15 protein-coding genes are annotated in these 14,982 nt (G+C 59.6%); 6 read left to right on the forward strand and 9 right to left on the reverse strand.

Features of this window, described 5'->3' with window-relative positions; genetic code table 11:
• Positions 1 to 225 precede the first annotated feature (225 nt).
• Positions 226 to 1,680, reverse strand: a complete 1,455-nt coding sequence (gene betB / locus ACR0J4_RS18675; RefSeq protein ID WP_170643691.1) for a betaine-aldehyde dehydrogenase — start codon at positions 1,678 to 1,680, stop codon at positions 226 to 228.
• A 164-nt stretch (positions 1,681 to 1,844) separates the two neighbouring features.
• On the opposite strand from betB, the gene ACR0J4_RS18680 reads away from it, so the two are divergent.
• Complete coding sequence (locus tag ACR0J4_RS18680) at positions 1,845 to 2,174, forward strand: hypothetical protein (protein ID WP_170555375.1); 330 nt, start codon at positions 1,845 to 1,847, stop codon at positions 2,172 to 2,174.
• 3 nt (positions 2,175 to 2,177) lie between these two features.
• Here ACR0J4_RS18680 and ACR0J4_RS18685 read toward each other — a convergent pair whose 3' ends face one another.
• The gene (locus ACR0J4_RS18685) at positions 2,178 to 2,678 is read right to left on the reverse strand and encodes a potassium channel family protein (RefSeq protein ID WP_170643692.1); all 501 of its coding nucleotides are present in this window, start codon (positions 2,676 to 2,678) and stop codon (positions 2,178 to 2,180) included.
• Between the two features lie 64 nt (positions 2,679 to 2,742).
• The gene (gene trhO / locus ACR0J4_RS18690) at positions 2,743 to 3,648 is read right to left on the reverse strand and encodes an oxygen-dependent tRNA uridine(34) hydroxylase TrhO (RefSeq protein ID WP_170643693.1); all 906 of its coding nucleotides are present in this window, start codon (positions 3,646 to 3,648) and stop codon (positions 2,743 to 2,745) included.
• Between the two features lie 94 nt (positions 3,649 to 3,742).
• Between trhO and pncA the strand changes: the two genes are divergently transcribed.
• Complete coding sequence (pncA, locus tag ACR0J4_RS18695) at positions 3,743 to 4,339, forward strand: bifunctional nicotinamidase/pyrazinamidase (RefSeq protein WP_170643694.1); 597 nt, start codon at positions 3,743 to 3,745, stop codon at positions 4,337 to 4,339.
• Here pncA and ACR0J4_RS18700 read toward each other — a convergent pair.
• Positions 4,336 to 4,701: a hypothetical protein gene (locus tag ACR0J4_RS18700; protein ID WP_480668774.1), complete on the reverse strand. Its 366-nt coding sequence runs from the start codon at positions 4,699 to 4,701 to the stop codon at positions 4,336 to 4,338. The genes pncA and ACR0J4_RS18700 overlap by 4 nt on opposite strands.
• Positions 4,702 to 4,998: 297 nt before the next feature.
• On the opposite strand from ACR0J4_RS18700, the gene pncB reads away from it, so the two are divergent.
• The gene (gene pncB, locus ACR0J4_RS18705; protein WP_170643696.1) at positions 4,999 to 6,291 is read left to right on the forward strand and encodes a nicotinate phosphoribosyltransferase; all 1,293 of its coding nucleotides are present in this window, start codon (positions 4,999 to 5,001) and stop codon (positions 6,289 to 6,291) included.
• Here pncB and ACR0J4_RS18710 read toward each other — a convergent pair.
• The 4 genes from ACR0J4_RS18710 to ACR0J4_RS18725 are packed head-to-tail and all read right to left on the reverse strand — an operon-like array spanning position 6,288 to position 11,131.
• Positions 6,288 to 7,739, reverse strand: coding sequence for an aldehyde dehydrogenase family protein (locus ACR0J4_RS18710; protein WP_170643697.1), 1,452 nt, complete (start codon positions 7,737 to 7,739; stop codon positions 6,288 to 6,290). The two genes, pncB and ACR0J4_RS18710, sit on opposite strands and share 4 nt — an antisense overlap.
• Positions 7,740 to 7,776: 37 nt before the next feature.
• Positions 7,777 to 9,375 (reverse strand): dipeptide ABC transporter ATP-binding protein, encoded by a 1,599-nt coding sequence (locus ACR0J4_RS18715; protein WP_170643698.1) that lies wholly within the window; start codon positions 9,373 to 9,375, stop codon positions 7,777 to 7,779.
• The gene (locus ACR0J4_RS18720) at positions 9,372 to 10,187 is read right to left on the reverse strand and encodes an ABC transporter permease (protein WP_170643699.1); all 816 of its coding nucleotides are present in this window, start codon (positions 10,185 to 10,187) and stop codon (positions 9,372 to 9,374) included. The genes ACR0J4_RS18715 and ACR0J4_RS18720 overlap by 4 nt, the downstream gene beginning before the upstream one ends.
• Complete coding sequence (locus ACR0J4_RS18725; RefSeq protein WP_170643700.1) at positions 10,184 to 11,131, reverse strand: ABC transporter permease; 948 nt, start codon at positions 11,129 to 11,131, stop codon at positions 10,184 to 10,186. Before ACR0J4_RS18725 ends, ACR0J4_RS18720 begins: the two co-directional genes overlap by 4 nt.
• A 105-nt stretch (positions 11,132 to 11,236) precedes the next feature.
• On the opposite strand from ACR0J4_RS18725, the gene ACR0J4_RS18730 reads away from it, so the two are divergent.
• Positions 11,237 to 11,563 (forward strand): SH3 domain-containing protein, encoded by a 327-nt coding sequence (locus tag ACR0J4_RS18730; protein ID WP_170379470.1) that lies wholly within the window; start codon positions 11,237 to 11,239, stop codon positions 11,561 to 11,563.
• Positions 11,564 to 11,572: 9 nt separating this feature from the next.
• On the opposite strand, the gene ACR0J4_RS18735 is transcribed toward ACR0J4_RS18730, so the two are convergent.
• Entirely contained in the window at positions 11,573 to 13,060 is a 1,488-nt protein-coding gene (locus ACR0J4_RS18735; protein WP_170643701.1) for an ABC transporter substrate-binding protein, read from the reverse strand.
• 170 nt (positions 13,061 to 13,230) lie between these two features.
• Between ACR0J4_RS18735 and panB the strand changes: the two genes are divergently transcribed.
• Both panB and panC read left to right on the forward strand, forming a co-directional pair.
• Entirely contained in the window at positions 13,231 to 14,067 is an 837-nt protein-coding gene (gene panB / locus ACR0J4_RS18740) for a 3-methyl-2-oxobutanoate hydroxymethyltransferase (RefSeq protein WP_170555354.1), read from the forward strand.
• Positions 14,064 to 14,915, forward strand: a complete 852-nt coding sequence (gene panC, locus ACR0J4_RS18745) for a pantoate--beta-alanine ligase (RefSeq protein ID WP_170643702.1) — start codon at positions 14,064 to 14,066, stop codon at positions 14,913 to 14,915. Before panB ends, panC begins: the two co-directional genes overlap by 4 nt.
• Positions 14,916 to 14,982: the final 67 nt, after the last annotated feature.

Below are 14,982 nucleotides of genomic sequence, written 5' to 3' on the forward strand. Positions count from 1 at the left end.
TACTGGGTTGGAACCCTGAGCCTAAATCACGTGCGATTTGGGAAATGGGTCTCAGGCGCGCTTAGTCGTTCTGAAAAAGAATGAACATCGGTGGTCAGCGAAACCCACGAAAAACGCAATTGCGCCCCATGGCGATACTCAGAGAAAACAAGATTCCAGATCGCGATAGAACGGCGCTCTGCCACTCGTGTATTGAAAAGAGCAGAGCGCCAACAAGACAGTTGATCAGTAAGGTGCCTCGACGTCGTTCATCGAGACGTAAACGGTTTTCATCTCGCTGAAATGATTGATGGCGAGTTTTGAGTTCTCGCGACCGACACCCGACATCTTGGACCCGCCGAACGGCGCCTCAACCGGGGCGAGGTTGTAGGTGTTGATGTAGCACGTCCCGGCCTCGAACCCGGCGACGATGCGATGGGCGCGGGTCAGATCGTTGGTGAAGACCCCAGCCGCAAGGCCGAATTCGGTGTCATTGGCGCGGGACAGAACCTCTTCTTCCGTGTCGAAGTCCAGTACGGACATGACCGGGCCAAAGATCTCTTCGAGGGCGATGGTCATGTCGTCGGTCACGTCCGCGAATACGGTGGGTTGCATGTAGAACCCTTCACCCTCGATGCGCGCGCCGCCATAAACCAGCCGCGCGCCTTCGGCCGTGCCCTTTTCCACGTAGCCCAGCACGATATTCATCTGATTTTCGCTGACCATGGGGCCAAAGTTGACCTCTTCATCCAGCGGATCGCCGATCTTGGCGGTTGCCAGACGTTCGGCCAAGCGGGTCAGAAACGCCTCTTTGATACCTTTTTGGACGAACACGCGGGTGCCGTTCGAACAGACCTGACCTGAGGAATAGAAATTGCCCAGAATCGCGCCCGAGACCGCGTTCTCGATATCGGCGTCATCAAACACGATCATGGGGGATTTGCCGCCCAGCTCCATGGTCACGTGCTTCATGCCATCGGCGGCCGCGGCATAGACCTTGCGACCGGTCGGCACCGAGCCGGTCAAAGACACTTTGGCAACGCGCGCATCAGTCACCAGCGATGCACCTACATCGCCATAGCCCTGAATCACGTTGTAAATGCCTTTGGGTGCGCCTGCTTCGATGAGAATCTCGGCCACCTTTAGTGCGGAGAGCGGGGTCGTCTCGGACGGCTTGAACACCATCGTATTGCCGCAAGCCAATGCCGGCGCGCCCTTCCAGCAGGCGATCTGGGTGGGGTAGTTCCACGCGCCGATGCCGACGCAAACGCCCAGCGCCTCGCGAATGGTGTAGACGAAGTCTCCACCGCCCAGAGGGATGTGTTCTCCTGTCAGGGATGCGGCCAGCCCTCCGAAATACTCCAGCGCATCCGCGCCCGAGGTCGCGTCGGCCACCAGCGTCTCTTGCAGGGGTTTACCGGTGTCATGTGTTTCCAGAACCGACAGGTCGTGATTGCGGTCGCGCATGATGTCTGCGGCGCGGCGCAGAACACGGCCGCGCTCGGTCCCGGACATGGCGGCCCATTCCGCTTGCGCCGCTTTTGCACTGTTCAAAGCCTGATCAACGATCTCGGGCGTGGCTGAATGCAGCCGGGCAATGACCTCACCCGTTGCAGGGTAGATCACATCAATCGGCGCGCCGTTGGTGTCTTCGACATACGCGCCATTGATGAAATGGCTCGCCTTGGGCTGAAATTTCATGCCGGGTTCCTTTTCCGAAGCAATTTCCCAAGCGTGTATCTTTTGTTGATTGGTCAGTCAATAAAACTGAATCACGGCAAACTCCCGCTGATGTGAATCGCTGTGCCCTTGAAAAAAAGAGTTAATGTTCTATTTATGTTCCACATAGTCAGAGGAACAATCCGATGTCTTACCACGCCCGAAATCAGGCCCTAAACGGCCCTTCGAACGACTATCACCTGCTGCCCGTCACGGATCGACAGATGCGCTATGCCCGCGCCATCGCTGAGCAGACCGCGCTGGAAATCCCGGTTGAGGCGCAACGTGACCGCAAGTCCATGTCTGCTTGGATCTCGGCCCATAAGCCCGAGGATCCATCGCCCTTTGCCAACTACCCGACCGGCAAGCAGGTCGCCTTTGCCGAGCGGATATCCCGCAGCAAACGTCGCCCGATCCCGTCCGAGTGCTTTCGCGACAAACAGTTGATGTCGCGTTGGATCGACCAGAATAAATAGAGCCTAATGCGCGTGGTTTCGCGAATAAAGCGACACAGCAGCCGCAACGAACATGCCCAAAAGGATATACCCTGTGACGGCCTCGGACACGGCCAAGCCGCGGCATAGGCCTGTTGGGCTCATGTCGCCATACCCGACTGTGGTGAAGGTGACATATGAGAAATACAGAATATCGGCAGGGCCTTCCGCCCCGAGAACGCAATTGTCGTTGTAGCCAAAGGCCCCATAGACGGCCGCAAACAGGAACGGCACGACCTGAATGAAGGATACACCCATCAAGAACAACAACCTGCGCGGCGACTTCACCTGGGTCATGTAGTACCACGACTGCGACACCAGCCAGATCAGCAACGCGACCGATGCCATGGTCCCGATCGTGTCCCCAGCGGTGGTCTCACTCAACCGCGACAGGCCGAACCATGCCAGAAAACTGGCCAGTACCAACCCGGCGGCGGCCAGAAAGGTCGATTTCCATTCCGCCAAAGTTGTCGGTTTGCGGGTCATTGAAGCTCCATCACAGCGATCCGGCGATAATCATCGGGATTCCCCTCCGACCTGCAAGCGGAATTCAGACGCTGCCCAGATGCTCATCGCCGCGCGCGCGGGCCAGGAGGATCTGTTTCTGCCGTTCGCGGAAACGCATCTTGTCGGCCTCCGACGTCTCATCCACGCAGAGATGGCAAGACACGCCGTGTTCATATTCCGGGCGCTTCACATCTTCGGGAAGGATCGGGCGGCGGCACCCGTGGCACAGGTTATGCGGCCCTACGACCAGACCGTGGCCAACCGACACACGATTGTCGAAAACGAAACACTCGCCCTGCCAGGTGCTGTCCTCGGCGGGCATTTCCTCAAGATAGCGCAAGATGCCACCTTTGAGGTGATAGACATCCTCGACCCCCTGCCCCAGCAGGAAATTGGTGGATTTCTCGCAGCGGATACCACCGGTGCAGAACATCGCGACACGTTTGTTGTGGAATCGGTCCTTGTTCTGCTCCCACCAATCGGGAAATTCACGGAAGCTGGCAGTTTCAGGGTCTATCGCACCCTCAAACGTGCCAATCGCCACTTCATAGTCGTTGCGCGTGTCGATTACGACCACATCGTCCGAGCGGATCAGATCATTCCATTCCTCGGGTTCGACATAGTTGCCGACGCGGGCGCGCGGATCGACATCCGGCTGACCCATGGTCACGATCTCTTTCTTCAGACGCACCTTCATCTTGCCAAAAGGGGGATGGTCGGCAGTGGCCTCTTTCCACTCCAGATCGGAACAGCCCGGCAGGGCCTTGATATGCGCCAGAACGGCGTCGATCCCGGAGCGCGGGCCAGCAATCGTGCCATTGATCCCCTCTTGCGCCAACAACAGGGTGCCTTTGACCGATTGCGCGCGGCACAGGTCCAGCAGCGGCGCGCGCAGGGCGGCGTGATCAGCGAAACGGGTGAAGTGATAGAGGGCAGCGATCGTGTACATGCGCGCGGTCTAAACCTGACAGCGCAGAGTCGCAAGGGACCGGATTGACGCGTCCTGCACCGCGCCGTACCGATAGACCAAAGGAGAGATTGCCATGACCCATGCCCTGCTTGTCATCGACGTCCAGAACGATTTCTGCCCCGGCGGAGCGCTGGCCGTAGCCGGCGGGGACGAGATCGTTGCCCCGATCAACGCCATGATGGACAGGTTTGATGCCGTCATCCTGACGCAGGACTGGCATCCGGCGGGGCATTCCTCATTCGCCAGTTCGCATCCGGGCAAGGCCCCCTTCGAGATGACCGAGATGCCCTATGGTCCGCAGGTTCTGTGGCCCGACCATTGCGTGCAGGGCACCGATGGCGCGGGTTTTCACCCGGATCTGCGCATGGATGGCGACCTGATCATCCGCAAAGGGTTTCGCAGCGCCATCGACAGCTATTCGGCGTTTTTCGAGAATGATCAGGCGACGCCGACCGGGTTGAAAGGGTATCTAAACACGCGCGGCATTTCGAAACTGACCCTCGTGGGGCTCGCGACCGATTTCTGTGTTCACTATTCTGCAGTTGATGCCGCGAAGCTGGGCTTTGACGTCACCGTCGTGCAAAGCGCCTGCCGTGCGATTGACATGGATGGTTCACTGGCTGCGGCGCAACAGGCTATGCAGGCCGTCGGGGTTACTCTGGCCGACTAAGGCGCTGCACCCGTTTCTGCGAGATACTTAAACACCGCGAACAGAATCACCGCAACTCCAAGACCAACACCAATCCGCCCCTTTGCCGTCCTGCGTTTGGGCATGTCAGGCTGTGGCACCGGAGGGCGCTGAACGGGAATAACCCGGACAAGCCCATCAACCGCCTCGGCGCGGCGAATGTGCCCGAGGAATTGCCGTAGATCGAACTCACCACAATATTCCCCCCGCACACCGCGGGTTTTGATGTTGTCGAACAGGGTGCGCAGTATCCGGGTTCGGTCGGGCAGGTCTTCGGTTGGAAACTTGTCCGGTACGATACCACTGACATGGGAATCGAGATCAAACCCCGCGTCCTGGAACATCATACGAATCCCTGGGGAAGCCCCTCGCAACGCGTCAGAGGTCTTCACATCTCTGAACCGCGCACAGACCTGAGCCGGAACATCCCCTTCCGCCGGTCTTACAACCATATCAAAATCGTACAGCAAACTCATTAACAACCATCAGTTTAGTCTTTCCATCCCACCCCATCACTAATTGGTGAAAACACCGGACATTAAGCCCGCATTGTGACGTCAAACGGGCATTGTCACCGAATCAGCGACTCTTGCCATTCGCCGTGCTGATTGATCTAACAACGGAAATTGCAGGAGTTCCCCATGGTCGACATCGCGACCCGTGTCTACAATCACAAATGGAAGATCGACCCGATTGTGCGGTCTTTGATCGACACGGATTTCTACAAACTGCTGATGTGCCAGTCAGTGTTTCGCAACAAGCCCCAAACAGATGTCGTGTTTTCCCTGATCAACCGCTCGAATCACGTGCCTCTGGCCCATTTGATTGACGAAGGTGAGCTTCGGGAACAGCTGGATCACATCCGTTCGCTTAGCCTCAGCCGAGGGGAAAGCACGTGGCTGCGGGGCAATATGTTCTACGGCAAACGGCAGATGTTCCGCTCGGATTTCATGGAGTGGTTCGAGAATATGCGCCTGCCGCCCTACCATCTGGAGCGTAAAGGCGACCAATACGAACTGACCTTCGAGGGCAAATGGCATGAGGTCATGTTGTGGGAAATCCCGGCGCTCGCGGTGCTGATGGAGCTACGCTCGCGCGCGGTACTGAACCATATGCGCCGGTTCGAACTTCAGGTCCTCTATGCCCGTGCGATGACGCGTGTGTGGGAAAAGATCGAACAGCTGGGTTCTATCGACGGGCTTGGGATTGCAGATTTTGGCACGCGGAGGCGGCATTCCTTCCTTTGGCAAGATTGGTGCGTTCAGGCCATGATCGAGGGGCTGGGCGAGTCGTTCACCGGCACCTCGAACTGCCTGATCGCCATGCGGCGCGAGGTTGAGGCTATTGGCACCAACGCGCATGAACTGCCCATGGTCTATTCCGCGCTCGCAGACTCAGATGAGGCACTGGCGCAGGCCCCCTATGATGTTCTCAGCGACTGGCATGACGAACATGAGGGAAATCTGCGCATCATCCTGCCTGACACCTATGGCACCAAAGGGTTTCTGGACCATGCCCCCGACTGGCTGGCCGGATGGACGGGCATCCGCATCGACAGCGGCGATCCCGCCGCCGGTGCCGAGATTGCGATCGACTGGTGGACGTCGCGAGGCGAGGACCCAAAGCAGAAGCGGATCATCTTCTCGGACGGTTTGGACGTCGACAAGATCAAAGAGCTGCACAGTCAGTTCGCAGGGCGCACCAATATCTCCTTTGGCTGGGGCACCCTGCTGACCAACGACTTCCGCGGCCTTGTTCCAGATGACGCGCTGGCGCCGTTCTCGCTGGTTTGCAAGGCGGTTTCGGCGAATGGGCGTCCGACGGTCAAACTGTCGGACAACCCGGAAAAGGCCATGGGACCCGCCGACGAAATTGAGCGCTACAAGCGGGTGTTCGGCGTTGGCGCGCAGAAACCGATCGAGGTGATCGTCTAGCCGTGTAAGGCAGCCACCGTCTTGAGTTGCGAAAAGCCATAGAGCGACTCGAACCCTTTTTCGCGACCGTGTCCGGATTTTCCGACCCCTCCGAACGGCAGCTCTACGCCTCCGCCGGCGCCGTAATTGTTAATGAACACCTGCCCCGAACGGAGGCGCTTGGCCAATCGCATCTGCCGCGCCCCGTCGCGCGTCCAGATGCTGGCGACCAATCCATAGTCGGTGCTATTGGCTATGGTTAGAGCCTGTTCTTCGGTCTCAAACGGGATCAAGACCTGCACTGGACCAAAGATCTCTTCCCGGGCCAGAGCGTGATCGGCAGGCACGTCAGCGAAGAGCGTCGGGCGCACATAAGCGCCTGCCTCGGGTGCGTCGGGTTCGATCTGTCCCTGCCCGGCAATCGCTAAATCCGCGCCTTTGGACAAGAACCCGGAAACAATTGCCTTCTGCCGGTCCGAGATCAGCGGCCCCACGCGCAGGTCATCCAACGCAGGCCCAACGGTCAGTTGCGCGTAGGCCTCGGCCATTTGCTCCTTGACCTGCTCATACAAACCGCGCTGCACCAGAATGCGCGACGAGGCCGAACAGGTTTGCCCCGCGTTCTGAATGCCCGCATTGACCAGAAACGGCAGGGCCGCCTCCAGATCGGCGTCTTCGAACACCAATTGCGGGGACTTCCCGCCCAGTTCCAGCGTCACCGGAACCACATTTTTCCCGGCCGCTTGCTGCACCAAAGCCCCCGTCGCAACCGACCCGGTGAACGAGATATGGTCGACACCCGTATGCCCGGACAGCGCCGCGCCAGCCTCAGCCCCCAGACCGGGAACGACATTCAGCGCCCCGGCGGGCAAACCTGCCTCAACCGCCAGATGAGCAAAGGCGAGGGCGGTCAAGCAGGCCTCTTCTGCGGGTTTCAAAACGCATGCATTGCCCATGGCCAGCGCCGCCCCGACCGAGCGTCCAATGATCTGCATCGGGTAATTCCAAGGCACGATATGCCCCGTGACACCATGCGGTTCGCGCAAAGTGTAGACGGTATAGCCGTCGAGATAGGGGATGGTCTCACCCATCACCTTATCCGCCGCACCCCCGTAGAATTCGCAATACCGCGCTAAAGCGATGGCATCGGCGCGGGCCTGGGTCAGCGGTTTGCCCACATCCATGGCCTCAAGCCGTGCGAGGTCGTCCACCCGGTCCAGAACCAATTGTCCCAGTCTGCTCAGGATGCGCCCCCTCTCAAACGCAGGCATCCGGCCCCAGTCCCCGTTCAACGCAGATCGCGCGGCAGCAACACCCGCGTCGATATCGGCCTGTTGACCACGTGCAATCTGGCAGAGTTCCGACCCGGCCGAAGGATTCACAAGTGGCAAGTATTCCCCCGCTTCCGGCGTTTTCCATTCCCCGCCGATCAGGCATTGGCTGGGGTCGAACCAAATCGGTTTGGTCATCGGGAACTCCTAACTTCAGACTCTAATAAAGCGAATATCATGCGGTTTTACGCCCGATCTCGGGCAATTGCGGCGCGACCGAGATGAGCTTGCGGGTATAGGGATGGCGAGGATTAGCAAAGACATCCTCAGTCTCGCCCTGTTCGACGATTTTCCCGGCCTGCATCACCATCACCCGATCCGTGATCGTGCGCACAACGCTCAGATCGTGGCTGATGAACAGGTAGGTCAGATCGTAGGCCGCGCAAAGCTCGGCCAAAAGATCCAGGATCTGCGCCCGGACCGACACGTCGAGGGCCGAGACCGCCTCGTCAAACAAGATCAGTTCTGGTCGGATAATCAACGCGCGGGCAATGGCGATACGTTGCCGTTGCCCACCCGAGAATTCGTGGATGTATTTCCCGGCATCATCCGGGCTTAGGCCGACAGCGCGCAGCATTTCGGCGATCCTGTCCTGACGTTCGGACCCTGTCGGAGGTGATTCCAGCACGTGAAACGGTTCCGTGATCAACCGCGCAACGCGGTGGCGCGGGTTGAAGCTGCCATAGGGGTCTTGAAACACGACCTGCATCTTGCGGCGGACGTCGAGATTTGGCTTGTGGCCTGAGAAAACGGGCACGCCATCCAGCCGGATATCGCCGGATTGAACCTCTTCAAGACCCAAAATTGCCCGTGTTAGGGTCGATTTTCCACATCCTGACTCTCCGACCAGACCCAGACGCTCTCCGCGGTTGAGGGAAAAGCTGACCGTGTCCACCGCTCGCATAAAGGCGGGCTTTGTGAACAGTCCCGTGCGCGGCAGGCGATAGTCACGGACGACGTCGGTGACCTCAAGCAAGGGCTCTTGCTCCTGAGTTTCGGGCAGAGCAACCTGATGGTTCGAGGCGTCAAATAGCATCCGTGTATAGGGGTGCTGCATGTTTTGGAGGAGATGGTCGGTTGCGTCGCTCTCGACCACTTGGCCCCGACGCATGACCACAATCTGATCCGCCATATCGGCCACCACGGCTAGATCATGGGTGATCATCAGAAGCCCCATGTCGTATTCGCGCACCAGCCCCTTCAGCAGGTCCAGAATCTGCGCCTGCGTGGTCACGTCCAGGGCTGTCGTGGGCTCATCCGCAATCAGCAGTTTGGGCCTGAGGGCAATCGCCATCGCGATGACCACACGCTGACGCTGACCGCCCGACAGCTCATGCGGGTAGCGGGACATTGGGAAACGATCCGGAGGCAAGCCAACACGGCTGAGAACCTCTTGCGCGCGGGCTTCAGCTTGCGCGCGGGGCATCGCTTTGTGGATCAGGATGGTCTCCATCACCTGAACACCGATGGTTTTGACCGGGTTCAGGGCGGTCATCGGTTCCTGAAACACCATTCCGATCGACGCACCGCGAAGGGCGCACATTTCAGTCTCAGGCAGGTTTAGAATCTCTTGCCCGTCCAGATGTATCGACCCGTCGGTGCGTGCTCCGTTTGGCATTAATTGCATGACGGCCAACGCAGTCATGGACTTGCCCGAGCCGCTCTCTCCCGTGACCGCTACGATCTGACCGGGCGCAATTGACAGACTGACTTGCTTCAGAATCTCAGCTTCATGAATAGCCAGAGACAGGTTTTCGATCCGCAACAGGTTCATGCCCGCGCCACCCTTATGCGTGGATCGAGCCAGTCGCGCAGACCGTCACCCAGCAGGTTCAGACCCAGCACCGTCACAATGATTGCCAAACCCGGAATCAGAGCCAAATGCGGGGCAAAACTGACCATTGTCTGCGCATCGGCCAGCATCCGGCCCCAACTTGGCGTGGGTGGTTGCGCGCCGAGACCGACGTAACTCAGCCCCGCTTCGGCCAGGATTCCAAGGCTGAATTGGATGGTCCCTTGAACGATTAGCAGATTGGCGACATTGGGCAGGATATGTTCCGCCGAGATCCGTGCAGCTCCCTTGCCCGAGACACGGGCGGCGAGGATGAACTCACGCTCCCACAGGGACAGGGCCGCGCCGCGGGTGATGCGGGCGAAGACGGGGATGTTGAAGATGCCAATAGCGATGATCGCGTTAATCGCCCCGGCCCCGAACACGGCGGTGATCAGGATGGCGATGACCAGAGACGGGAAGGCAAAGACCAGATCATTGCCGCGCATGATGACCTCATCCAGCCAAGCCCCCTTGCGCGCAGCCGCCGTCAGGCCCAGGGGCACGCCCAACGCCATACCGATCCCCACCGCCACCAACGCAACGGCAATGGACGTCCGCGCGCCGACCATGATCATCGAGAACATATCACGCCCGAAGTGATCGGTGCCGAACCAGTGCTGCGCGTTGGGCGGTTGCAGTTTCGCGGGAATGTCCAGCGCGGCGTGGTCATAGGGCGTCCAGACAAACGAGATCAGCGCCGCCAGCAGAACCAGAGACGACAGCACTGCGCCGAGGATCAGGTTTCGGCTCATGTCCGGCTCCTCAGCCGTGGGTCAACGGCGGCATAGGCCAGATCGACCAGAAAGTTCACGGTGATGACGGCGAAGACGAGTAGCATCACCACGGATTCCACCACGATCAGGTCACGGGCTGAGATTGCCTGAAACACCAACCGCCCGAGGCCGGGCAAGTAGAAGACCTGCTCGATAATGATCGACCCGGCCAGCAGGAACGAAAATTGCAGCCCGATGATCGTCAGCACCGGAATCAGCGCGTTGCGCACTCCGTGTCTCCACAGCGCCTGACGGCGGGAAAGCCCCTTAGCACGGGCTGTCCGCATGAAATCCTCACCAAGTATGTCGAGCAGCGACGACCGCATCACCCGCGCCAGAATGGCCGCTTGCGGCAGCGCCAAAGCGATGGCGGGCAGGGTCAGGGAATGCAGCCCGGTCCAGAACCCTTTGTCCCAACCGGCGAACCCTCCGGCGTTGAACCAGCGGAGGTTGATGGCGAAGATCAGCACCAGCATCATCGCGAACCAGAAATTCGGCACCGCAATGCCCAATTGCGTAGCCCCCATGACCGTCAGATCGCCCGGTTTACCGCGACGGGCGGCGGCGTAGATGCCCGCTGGAAAGGCGATCAGGGTGGACAGGGTCAGCGCATATAGCGCCAGCGGCAATGACACCCATAGCCGATCCGCGATCATCTGCGACACCGGCGTGCGATAGGTGTAGGAGGTACCAAAATCGCCGACCAGCATGCCACCAATCCAATTTAAGTACCGATCAAGTTTGGACATATCCAACCCCAACTCGGCCCTCAGAGCGGCCAGCGTATCGGGCTGCGCGTTGACGCCCAGCATGAATGAGGCTGGATCGCCCGGTGCGATCTCGATCACGGCGAAGATCACCACCGAGGCAACCGCCAGGCTGATCACCAGCGAAATCAGACGTTTGAGGGCATAGCGAAGCATCAGCGCCACGTTAGGCCGGGCCGCGCTTTGGGTCCAGCACCAGTTCCATTGTCGAGAATCAGTGCGGGTCCTATCCTGAGACCATTGTTTGAAAGGACATTGATGATGAGAATACCTGTACTTGCGGCTTTGTTTTTAGCCGCAGCGGGCGCGGCGCCCGCTCAGCAACTGGATGTGGATTTCGTGATCACCGAAGACGGGCAAGCCGCAGGATGCGCGGCCAGTATCGTCTCGGGTCTGGATCCAAACGGTGATGGCTTTCTGGCTGTGCGCACGGGACCGGGGTCAAACTATTTCCAGGTCGACCAACTGCGCAACGGCGACACAGTCCGCACCTGTGCACAACAAGGGGAGTGGATCGGCGTCTACTATGGCCAGCCCCGTCGCAAGGGCTGGGTTCATAGCAATTGGCTGATTGACGGGGCGGGTTAGCCCCGACAGTTACTCAGCCCAGCTGATCGCGGTCAGATCAATAGCGGCTGTTGGCGCATTCTGCCACAGCCCCTGCACGCCTGCCTTGGCCACGCCGAGCTTGGCCAATTGGAACAAGTATCCGTTGACGTAGTCGCTGGAAATCAGCCGCTGTGCCTCACCCATCAGGCGGGTGCGCTCATCCGGGTCGGTTGTGGTGTTCAGCAACTCCATCAGCGCCTGAAAATCCGAGCTTTCATACTGGAAATAGTATTCGGGCCGGGCGTAGATGCCGATATCCATCGGCTCGGTATGGCTGACGATGGTCAGGCCGAAATCCTTGCCCTTGAAGACCGACTCCAACCACTGCGCCCATTCGACATTGATGATCTCGGCCGTGATTCCGACCTCGGCCAATTGAGCGGCAATGATCTCTCCACCTCGGCGCGCATAGGACGGGGGCGGCAGATGCAGCGTGGTTTCGAACCCGTCTGCCAATCCGGCTTCGGCCAGAAGGGACTTGGCTTTTTCCGGGTCATAGGCGGATTGCCCGGTCAGATCGACATAGGCCGGGTGATGCGGTGCGAAATGGGTGCCGATGGGGGTGCCATAGCCGAACATGGCTCCGTCAATGATCGCCTGACGGTCGATCGCGTGGGCCAGCGCCTGCCGAACGAGGATATCGTCAAAGGGCTCCTGCTTGTTGTTCGTAGACAGGATCGTCTCCCCCTCGGTGGAGCCGACAAGCACCTGAAAGCGTGGATCGGCCTCGAACTGAGGCAGGTTCTCGGGCGCGGGGAAATTGTCGAACACATCCACATCCTCGGCCATCATGGCTGCAAAAGCGGCGGTCGGATCCGAGATGAACTTGAACGTAGCGGTCTCTAACGCGGGCTGATCGCCCCAATAATCGGGATTGCGGTTCAGCGTGATGCTGTCGCCCTGCACCCATTCGCCAAAGGTGAACGCCCCGGTTCCGACCGGGTTGGTCTTGATGTCGTCGATGCTGTCTGAGGCCACAATCACGGCGTCGCCCCAGGCCATGTTGAACAGGAAATTCCCGTTCGGCTCGGACAGGGTCACTTTGACGGTCAGGGGCTCCACCGCCTCGACACTTTCGATGCCAGAAAACAGCGCCTTCTGCGCATTCGCACTGTCCTCGGCCATGGCGCGATCCAGGCTGAACTTGACGTCCTCGGCATCCATCGTGGTGCCATCATGGAAGGTCACGCCATCGCGCAGCTTGAAGGTATAGACCGTGCCGTCATCTGAGATTTCCCAGCTTTCCGCCAGCCCCGGCACGACCGAGCCGTCGCCCATGAACCGGGTCAGACCTTCGAAAATATTGGTGTAAACAACCGAATCAATGGCCTGCGCTGCGGCACTGGTCGGGTCCAGATGCGGCGGCTCCAGCTGCATGGCAATGGTGATGTCGGATTTCGCCAATGCCTGCGTCGCCAGCACACTGGCGCTGAGCGCCAAGACCGATCCGAAGGTTCGAAACATCTGCTTTGTCATGAAAATCTCTCCCCGTTGATGTCAACGTAGCCGCGTATTTCGGGCCTATCGGAGGCCAGTGTTCCCTTAAACCTAGGGTCATTCAAGGAAATGTTCGCGCAACCGGGGTTTCGCGGGCCCGGTCCGATCTGTTATGCCGCGCTGCAACATGAACCGTGCCGGAGCCGAGCATGAGCGCCACAGCCCGCAAAAAAGCCCCGAACGCCGAGGATATCCGCGCGCGTAAAGGCGGCGATCCTTTGGTCAGTCTGACGGCCTACACCACACCGATGGCCCGACTGATGGACGCCCATTGCGACTTTGTCCTTGTTGGCGACAGCGTCGGAATGGTGCTGCACGGGTTGGAATCGACCCTTGGCGTAACGATGGAGATGATGATCCTGCACGGTCAGGCCGTCGCGCGCGGGCTGGAAGGCGCGATGATGGTGATCGACATGCCCTTCGGCAGCTACGAGGAAAGCCCCGCGCAAGCCTTCCGCAACGCCGCCCGCCTGATGGCGGAAACCGGTGCAGGCGCGGTGAAACTGGAAGGCGGGGTCGAGATGGCCGAAACCATCCGCTTTCTGGTCAAGCGCGGCATCCCGGTCATGGCCCATATCGGCCTGACGCCGCAATCCATCAACACGCTGGGTGGCTACAAGGTGCAAGGCCGCGACGAACAGGCCGACGCGGTGCTGGATGATGCCGCCGCCGTGGCACAAGCAGGTGCGTTTTCCGTCGTGTTAGAGAAGGTTCCGCAAGGTCTGGCCGACCGGATCACGGCCGAAGTGGCAATTCCGACCATCGGCATCGGAGCCTCGGCAAGCTGTGATGGGCAGATCCTTGTGGTCGACGACATGGTTGGCTTTTTTACCGCGTTCAAACCGAAATTCGTCAAACGCTATACGGAACTTGGCCCCTTGGCCGAAGCCGCCATTGCTGAATACGCAGCCGAAGTACGCGCCCGCACCTTCCCGGCGGATGAGCATGTGTTTGCGGATCAGGCCCCCAAGGGCACCGGCACATGACCGCGCCCATTCTGCGCCGATTGGCGGACCTGCGGGCCTTGACCACGCAATGGCTCCGTGACGGAGAGATAGTCGGCGTCGTCCCCACAATGGGCGCGCTGCATCAGGGCCATTTGTCACTGGTCGAGGCGGCCAAAGCCGGATGCGACCGCGTGATTGTCACGATCTTTGTGAACCCCAAACAGTTCAACAACCCCGAGGACCTGGCCAACTACCCGCGCACCGAGCATGAGGATGCCGAAAAGCTCGCCCCCTTTGGTGTTGACGCCATCTATGTGCCGGACCCGGATCAGATCTACCCCGAGGGGTTCTCGACAACCGTAGCAGTTGCGGGCCTGACCGATGTGATGGAGGGACCCTTCCGCCCCGGTCACTTCGAAGGCGTCGCCACTGTCGTTGCCAAACTGTTCCTGCAAACGCAGGCGGATCGAGCCTATTTCGGGGAAAAAGACTATCAACAGCTGTTGGTCGTGCGGCGCATGTCCCGTGATCTGGATATCCCGATCGAAGTCATCGGTTGCCCCACCGTGCGTGAGTCGTCGGGCTTGGCGATGTCCTCGCGTAATCTGCGCCTCTCGGCCGAAGGGCTGCAGATCGCGGCGCAGAAGAACCAGATCATGCGCGATATGGCAGAGGCGCTGTCACAGGGCGCGGATTTCGCGCCGCTTGCGCAGACTGCACGGGATTCTCTGATTGCGGCGGGCTTTACCGAGGTCGAATATATCGACCTGCGCTGCTCTGAGACGCTGCAGGCCCTTTACCGCGCCGACCGCCCGGCCCGCCTGTTCGTCACCGCCTGGGCGGATGGCGTTCGGCTGATCGACAATATCCCGGTCGCTGCAGCCTGATTTCTGCTCTGGCCCCTGCGCAAGTGTTTGCGCTAAAGTCCCGCAAAACACCACCGGGGGAGGAACG

This window comes from Ruegeria sp. B10, assembly GCF_056539825.1.

Coding starts and splice junctions, on each gene's coding strand:
- ACR0J4_RS18730 (WP_170379470.1), top strand. CDS start 11,237: ATGAGAATACCTGTACTTGCGGCTTTGTTTTTAGCCGCAGCGGGCGCG.
- ACR0J4_RS18735 (WP_170643701.1), bottom strand. CDS start 13,060: ATGACAAAGCAGATGTTTCGAACCTTCGGATCGGTCTTGGCGCTCAGC.
- panB (WP_170555354.1), top strand. CDS start 13,231: ATGAGCGCCACAGCCCGCAAAAAAGCCCCGAACGCCGAGGATATCCGC.
- pncB (WP_170643696.1), top strand. CDS start 4,999: ATGGTCGACATCGCGACCCGTGTCTACAATCACAAATGGAAGATCGAC.
- ACR0J4_RS18715 (WP_170643698.1), bottom strand. CDS start 9,375: ATGAACCTGTTGCGGATCGAAAACCTGTCTCTGGCTATTCATGAAGCT.
- ACR0J4_RS18710 (WP_170643697.1), bottom strand. CDS start 7,739: ATGACCAAACCGATTTGGTTCGACCCCAGCCAATGCCTGATCGGCGGG.
- ACR0J4_RS18685 (WP_170643692.1), bottom strand. CDS start 2,678: ATGACCCGCAAACCGACAACTTTGGCGGAATGGAAATCGACCTTTCTG.
- panC (WP_170643702.1), top strand. CDS start 14,064: ATGACCGCGCCCATTCTGCGCCGATTGGCGGACCTGCGGGCCTTGACC.
- ACR0J4_RS18720 (WP_170643699.1), bottom strand. CDS start 10,187: ATGAGCCGAAACCTGATCCTCGGCGCAGTGCTGTCGTCTCTGGTTCTG.
- ACR0J4_RS18680 (WP_170555375.1), top strand. CDS start 1,845: ATGTCTTACCACGCCCGAAATCAGGCCCTAAACGGCCCTTCGAACGAC.
- trhO (WP_170643693.1), bottom strand. CDS start 3,648: ATGTACACGATCGCTGCCCTCTATCACTTCACCCGTTTCGCTGATCAC.
- ACR0J4_RS18725 (WP_170643700.1), bottom strand. CDS start 11,131: ATGCTTCGCTATGCCCTCAAACGTCTGATTTCGCTGGTGATCAGCCTG.
- pncA (WP_170643694.1), top strand. CDS start 3,743: ATGACCCATGCCCTGCTTGTCATCGACGTCCAGAACGATTTCTGCCCC.
- betB (WP_170643691.1), bottom strand. CDS start 1,680: ATGAAATTTCAGCCCAAGGCGAGCCATTTCATCAATGGCGCGTATGTC.
- ACR0J4_RS18700 (WP_480668774.1), bottom strand. CDS start 4,701: ATGTTCCAGGACGCGGGGTTTGATCTCGATTCCCATGTCAGTGGTATC.